Source organism: Pseudomonas edaphica (assembly GCF_005863185.1).
Classification (GTDB): domain Bacteria; phylum Pseudomonadota; class Gammaproteobacteria; order Pseudomonadales; family Pseudomonadaceae; genus Aquipseudomonas; species Aquipseudomonas edaphica.
In genome coordinates this window covers 1-4,921 of the sequence record NZ_VBVZ01000481.1, presented here as the reverse complement: position 1 = coordinate 4,921, position 4,921 = coordinate 1, and the positions used below count along the sequence as shown (strand labels likewise).

Genomic DNA, 4,921 nt, shown 5'->3' with positions numbered 1-4,921 from the left:
ACCTAAAGCTGACTCTGCGGAAAAGCGCTCAATGGCCGTGTCCCTGCCTACCCTCACTTCCAAGCCCCGTTCACGTTTTGCCCTGCGCTGGTATTCCTGGCTGTTTCTGGTCGGGGCCATTGTGTATGGCGTTGCCTGGGCGATGCATTGGGACGACCGTGGGGTGCTGTGGATCGCTGAGCGGTTCGAAACCCCGGCCGAACGCCAGGCCAGCGTTTGGCTGCCGGATTACCACGCGGTGATCGATGGCAAATTGCTGTCCGGCATGGAAAAGGACGAGGCTTCGGACCTGTCCTACAACCCGCAGACCAAAACCCTGTTTTCCGTGATGGGCAAAAACCCTTTCCTGGTTGAGCTGAACCTGCAAGGCGATGTGTTGCGCAAGATGCCGCTCAACGGCTGGAACAACCCGGAAGGCGTGACAGTGATGGAAAACGGCCTGATGGCCATTGTCGACGAGCGCATGCACACCTTGAGCGTGGTGAACGTCGACGCCAGCACCCAGCAACTGAACTATGCCGACTTCAAGCACTATGACCTTGGCCCGTCCAAGGACCAGAACAAGGCATTTGAAGGTGTGACCTGGGACAAGCGCAACCAGCAGATCGTGCTCGGGGAAGAGCGCCCACCGGCGTTGTTCACCTGGAAAAGCGATGGCGCCACGCTGACCGGCGATAAGCAGAAGATCGCCAGCACCGAGCTGGACATGCGTAACCTCTCAGCCCTGGCCGTCGACCCGCGCACCGGGCATTTGCTGGTGCTGTCGGCCGATTCCCACCTGCTGCTGGAGCTGGACGCGCAGGGCGAGCAAGTCAGCTTCATGACCCTGCTCGGCGGCTTCAATGGCCTCAAACACACCATCCCGCGTGCCGAAGGCGTCACCATGGACGAAGCCGGCACCTTGTACATGGTCAGCGAACCCAACCTGTTCTATCGTTTCGAGAAGCAGAAATAGCCGACGATTACGTCGGATACTTCGCTATCAGCGGCATTCGCCAGACAGTCGACTGCGTTTAAGTTTAAATTCAGACGGGCGTGATACTTATTCGCCACTTTTTGACTTTGAGCTTGCCTGATGCGTCGACTCGCCCGCCCCAAACCCGCGTTTTTTATCCTGTTGCTGCTCGCCCTGGTGATTGCCGGGGCGGTCGCGCAGAACTTTCGCTTGTTCGAGCGGGCCTGGTTCAACCTTCAACACTGGCGCCATCCTGCCGATGAACGCTCCATTGGCCTGAATGATTACCGGGTAAGCCTGGAAGCCAAGGTCATCGAAGGGCTCGACGATGATGTCTCGGCCCTCACTTACGACCCGATACGCAAAAGCCTGTTTACGGTCACCAATAAAAACGCCGAGCTGATCGAGTTGTCCCTGGACGGCAGGATCCTGCGGCGTATCCCGTTGGTGGGCTTTGGCGATGCCGAGGCGGTGGAGTTCATCAGTGACAACATTTATGTGATCAGCGATGAAGCCCAGCAGCGGCTGATCAAGGTGCACGTGAATGACGACACCCAATTTCTCGACGCCGCCGATGCGGAGCAGATGACCCTGGGCGTGCACCTTGGCGGCAATAAGGGTTTCGAAGGGCTGGCCTATGACTCGGTGGGCAAGCGCCTGTTCGTGGCCAAGGAGCGCGACCCGATGCTGATTTACGAGGTGCACGGGTTTCCCCATTTCAAACCGGAAAAAACCTACTCGGTGCATGTGATCAACAACCCCAAGCGCGATGCCGGGCTGTTTGTGCGCGACCTGTCGAGCCTGCAATACGACGAGCACAGCGGGCATTTGCTGGCGCTGTCGGATGAGTCGTTCCTGGTGTTGGAACTGGACATCGATGGTCGCCCGTTGAGCAGTCTTTCCCTGCTCAACGGGCGCCATGGCCTGAAAAAACGCGTGCCTCAGGCCGAAGGGATCGCCATGGATGACGAGGGCTCGCTGTACCTGGTCAGCGAGCCGAACCTGTTTTACGTGTTCAAAAAGCCCTGATCAAAACATCCATTGCACGCCCAGGGAGTAGCCGGTCTGGCTGCCCTCGGCGTGCCCAAGGCGGCTGTTGACCTCGGCGTACACACCCAACTGCGGGGTGATCGCCAACTGGCTGCCGATTTGCGCGCGGCCAAAGCTTTTGTCCACTGAACCCAGCTTGGCGGTGCGCGCCTGGCCATCGGCGCGGGCGGTCAATTGCAGGTCATCGAGACGGCCATCGGCCAGCTCCTTGACCCAGGCGATGTCGGCATATGGCAGCAGGCTCAAGCCATAAGGCAGGGCGACAGCACCGCGCACGCGCCAGCCGAGGCTGGCTTCCAGGGAGTCGAAAGACTGTTCTTCGTACTCCAGCGCGGTGCGCAGGTTCTGTTTCTCGTGGAACTTGTCGATACGCGAATGGCTGTAGTCCAGGCCGGCAAACGGCCCGCTTTTGATTGCGCCGAAGTCGAAGTCATAACCGCCGAGTACGCGTGCGCCCAGGGACAGTGCGTCGGTGTTGCCGCTCAGTTGTTGATTGAGCAGCACCGGGCCGCCATTGGCTTGGATCAGCAGGTTGCGCTTGGCCTCAAAACGCGTATGGCCAATGCTCAAATCGCCCGCCAGCCAGCTTGGGCCGCCATCGTTGAGCAAGGCATAGACCGCGGCCTGCCAGGTGTCGCTGTCGAGTTTTCCGCGCTGCTGCAGCTTGTCACGACCATTGAGGTAGCTGAGGCTGGCGCCGATATTCAGGCTGGAGGTGAGCTGATAGTCGCCCAAGGCGTGTACGCCCAGGCGTCGGGCATCGCGGTTGAGCGGGCTGTCGAAGCCGCTGTCCGGGGTGTATTCGCCGTCCATGCCGATTTCGCCATCGAAGCTTCCGACCTCGCGGCTGGCCGCTTGCAAGGTCAACCAACGGCGATCATGCAGGCGCACCATGGCCTGATGCTGGCGTTGCAGGTTGTCCTGCATGTTGCGCGCAACGGCGCCACCCGAGGCGGTCGAGGCCAGCAGGTCGGCGTTGGTCAGTTCCAACACCAGGCGGCTGAGCAGGCGCGAGTAATCGCGCAGGCGCTGGTCGATGCGTTCCTGGCCGAAGGCATTGGCCAGCACGGTTTTGTTGTCTTCTGCCGGGTCGTGCCAGGTGGAGCCGCCGGGTATTTTCGGGTTGTTGGTCTGGGTGTAGCCGTCCAGATCGCCCAGCTCCCAGTTGGTGGCTTCGATATACAGAATCGGGATCTTCAGCGGTTCGAACGGCTCGCCATCACTGCAGCAGCCGGTGCCCTTGGGGTATTGCGGGTCCAGGCCGGGGTTGGTGAACAACGGGATGTTCAATTCCCTGGCGATCTGGAAGGTGTGTTCGCGCAGCGATGCCAGCGCGGGGTTGGCGGTGCTGTTCTGGCCTGCGTGGGCGTACATCATGTCGCCGGTGATCAGGCTGTCGAGGTTGATCATCGCCAGCATATTCGCGCGTTGGCTGGCGCTGAGTGAATCGACAAAGGCTTTGGAGCCGCGCAGGCCTTCCTCTTCGGCGCCGAAGGCGACCACTTGCAGGCCGTTTTCCAGCTGCAAGCCGCCGAGGTTCTTCGCCACTTCGGTCAGCACGCTGGCGCCGGAGCCGTTATCGTCCAGGCCTTGTAAGGTCGGGCGGCCGAAGTAGGTGTCGAAGTGCGCGCCAATCACCACGTATTGCGGTTTAGTGCCCGCAGCATAGGCCACCACGTTTTGCGCAGCGCGAGTGCCGTTGTTCCAGGTGAAGTTCTGTCGACTGAGGCTGTAGGCCGAACCCATCTGGCTTTGCATCCAATCTGCCGCGCCGGCGAAATTGGCCGTGCCGCGATACCGGCCGGGGTAATCGTTGATCAGCTTTTCCAGGGTGGTATTGGCGTGCTGGCCGTAATCGTAGGCCTGGGTTTGCGCCGACAGCAGGCTGCCGACCACGCTGATCGCGAGGGCGAGGGGCTTTATCACAAGGTCTTCCTTGAGGTGATTGAAGTTTTCCAGCCCAGACCCTTTGCACAATGCGCGCCTCATTCCCTGGGCGAGCGCGAAGTGGCGCATTGTTAAACGCTTGGGTCGCCTGGCTGTCATTTGTAACGGATTTGATACCAATAAAGGCGTGGGATGCCGTGACATGGCGCACGGTTTTGGGCGGGGGTGCTGCGAAAAGTAGCGGTTTTGTTACATGGATCTTCTAAACGATGAGGCCTCCTGTGGGAGCTGGCTTGTGTGGGAGCCGGGCTTGCCCGCGATGCAGACGCCTCGGTCTTTAAGTCAGACCGAGGTGATGCTATCGCAGGCAAGCCAGCTCCCACATAAAGCTAGGCCGTGAGTTTTAGGCCTTGAGGGTTTTAACGCCTTCAGAAGTACCCAACAGCAACACATCAGCCGGGCGCGCCGCGAACAGGCCATTGGTCACCACGCCAACGATCGCATTGATCTGCGTCTCCAGCTCCACCGGGTTGGTGATCTGCATGTTGAACACATCAATGATGATATTGCCGTTGTCGGTCAGCACGCCTTCGCGGTACACCGGGTCGCCGCCCAGTTTCACCAGCTCGCGGGCCACGTGGCTGCGGGCCATGGGGATAACTTCCACCGGCAGCGGGAAGGCGCCGAGCACCGGCACCAGCTTGCTGGCGTCGGCGATGCAGATAAAGGTCTTGGCCACGGCCGCAACGATCTTCTCGCGGGTCAGGGCTGCGCCGCCGCCTTTGATCAGGTTCAGGTGCTCGTCGCTTTCATCGGCGCCGTCGACGTAGAATTCCAGGTCGCTCACGGTGTTGAGCTCATACACTGGAATGCCATGGCCCTTGAGGCGCGCGGCGGTGGCTTCGGAGCTGGCTACGGCGCCGTCGAAGGCACCCTTGTGCTGGGCCAGTGCATCGATAAAGCAGTTGGCGGTGGAGCCGGTGCCGACACCGACGATGCTTTTGTCGTCGAGTTTAGGAAGGATTAAAT

4 protein-coding genes are annotated in these 4,921 nt (G+C 60.3%); 2 read left to right on the top strand and 2 right to left on the bottom strand.

Annotation, left to right across the window (positions count from 1 at the left end):
• Nucleotides 1–31 precede the first annotated feature (31 nt).
• Both FEM54_RS24695 and FEM54_RS24690 read left to right on the top strand, forming a co-directional pair.
• Nucleotides 32–955, top strand: a complete 924-nt coding sequence (locus tag FEM54_RS24695) for an SdiA-regulated domain-containing protein (RefSeq protein ID WP_138453454.1) — start codon at nt 32–34, stop codon at nt 953–955.
• 120 nt (nt 956–1,075) lie between these two features.
• A complete protein-coding gene (locus tag FEM54_RS24690) occupies nt 1,076–1,984 on the top strand; it encodes an SdiA-regulated domain-containing protein (protein ID WP_138453453.1) in 909 nt (302 codons plus the stop codon).
• Here FEM54_RS24690 and FEM54_RS24685 read toward each other — a convergent pair whose 3' ends face one another.
• Both FEM54_RS24685 and rpiA read right to left on the bottom strand, forming a co-directional pair.
• The gene (locus tag FEM54_RS24685) at nt 1,985–3,931 is read right to left on the bottom strand and encodes an autotransporter domain-containing protein (protein WP_138453452.1); all 1,947 of its coding nucleotides are present in this window, start codon (nt 3,929–3,931) and stop codon (nt 1,985–1,987) included.
• 364 nt (nt 3,932–4,295) lie between these two features.
• A complete protein-coding gene (gene rpiA, locus FEM54_RS24680; protein ID WP_240792796.1) occupies nt 4,296–4,916 on the bottom strand; it encodes a ribose-5-phosphate isomerase RpiA in 621 nt (206 codons plus the stop codon).
• Nucleotides 4,917–4,921: the final 5 nt, after the last annotated feature.

Excerpts from the sequence above, each read along its gene's own strand:
- FEM54_RS24690 (WP_138453453.1), top strand. The coding sequence starts at position 1,076 with ATGCGTCGACTCGCCCGCCCCAAACCCGCGTTTTTTATCCTGTTGCTG.
- FEM54_RS24695 (WP_138453454.1), top strand. The coding sequence starts at position 32 with ATGGCCGTGTCCCTGCCTACCCTCACTTCCAAGCCCCGTTCACGTTTT.